This window comes from Pseudoduganella lurida (assembly GCF_007830455.1).
Classification (GTDB): Bacteria; Pseudomonadota; Gammaproteobacteria; order Burkholderiales; family Burkholderiaceae_D; genus Rugamonas; species Rugamonas lurida.
Genome location: NZ_VLLB01000025.1, coordinates 1 through 1,574, shown reverse-complemented (window position 1 = coordinate 1,574; position 1,574 = coordinate 1). Strand labels below are relative to the sequence as shown.

Sequence of the window (1,574 nt, the reverse complement as noted above, 5' to 3'; positions counted from 1 at the left end):
GCTACCTTGTTACGACTTCACCCCAGTCACGAATCCTACCGTGGTAAGCGCCCCCCTTGCGGTTAAGCTACCTACTTCTGGTAAAACCCGCTCCCATGGTGTGACGGGCGGTGTGTACAAGACCCGGGAACGTATTCACCGCGACATGCTGATCCGCGATTACTAGCGATTCCAACTTCACGTAGTCGAGTTGCAGACTACGATCCGGACTACGATACACTTTCTGGGATTAGCTCCCCCTCGCGGGTTGGCGGCCCTCTGTATGTACCATTGTATGACGTGTGAAGCCCTACCCATAAGGGCCATGAGGACTTGACGTCATCCCCACCTTCCTCCGGTTTGTCACCGGCAGTCTCATTAGAGTGCTCTTTCGTAGCAACTAATGACAAGGGTTGCGCTCGTTGCGGGACTTAACCCAACATCTCACGACACGAGCTGACGACAGCCATGCAGCACCTGTGTGAAGGTTCTCTTTCGAGCACCCTCAGATCTCTCCGAGGTTCCTTCCATGTCAAGGGTAGGTAAGGTTTTTCGCGTTGCATCGAATTAATCCACATCATCCACCGCTTGTGCGGGTCCCCGTCAATTCCTTTGAGTTTTAATCTTGCGACCGTACTCCCCAGGCGGTCTACTTCACGCGTTAGCTGCGTTACTAAGTCAATTAAGACCCAACAACTAGTAGACATCGTTTAGGGCGTGGACTACCAGGGTATCTAATCCTGTTTGCTCCCCACGCTTTCGTGCATGAGCGTCAGTCTTGACCCAGGGGGCTGCCTTCGCCATCGGTGTTCCTCCACATCTCTACGCATTTCACTGCTACACGTGGAATTCTACCCCCCTCTGCCAAACTCTAGCCTTGCAGTCTCCATTGCCATTCCCAGGTTGAGCCCGGGGATTTCACAACAGACTTACAAAACCGCCTGCGCACGCTTTACGCCCAGTAATTCCGATTAACGCTTGCACCCTACGTATTACCGCGGCTGCTGGCACGTAGTTAGCCGGTGCTTATTCTTCAGGTACCGTCATTAGATGCAGATATTAGCCGCACCCGTTTCTTCCCTGACAAAAGAGCTTTACAACCCGAAGGCCTTCTTCACTCACGCGGCATTGCTGGATCAGGGTTGCCCCCATTGTCCAAAATTCCCCACTGCTGCCTCCCGTAGGAGTCTGGACCGTGTCTCAGTTCCAGTGTGGCTGGTCGTCCTCTCAGACCAGCTACTGATCGATGCCTTGGTAGGCCTTTACCCTACCAACTAGCTAATCAGATATCGGCCGCTCCAGGAGCATGAGGTCCGAAGATCCCCCACTTTCATCCTTAGATCGTATGCGGTATTAGCGTAACTTTCGCTACGTTATCCCCCACTCTTGGGTACGTTCCGATATATTACTCACCCGTTCGCCACTCGTCAGCGGAGCAAGCTCCCTGTTACCGTTCGACTTGCATGTGTAAAGCATGCCGCCAGCGTTCAATCTGAGCCAGGATCAAACTCTTCAGTTTAATCTCTGTTTAAAGTCCTTGCGGACTTGGTCGCTCATTCAAATAACTGACGAAACTTTCTTTCGAAAATTGCGTT

Annotated in this window: 1 rRNA gene; it reads right to left on the bottom strand. The window is 52.4% G+C overall.

Annotated features, from left to right (window positions below):
- Positions 1 to 1,498 (bottom strand): 16S ribosomal RNA (locus IP91_RS25895); the annotation flags it as partial.
- Positions 1,499 to 1,574: the final 76 nt, after the last annotated feature.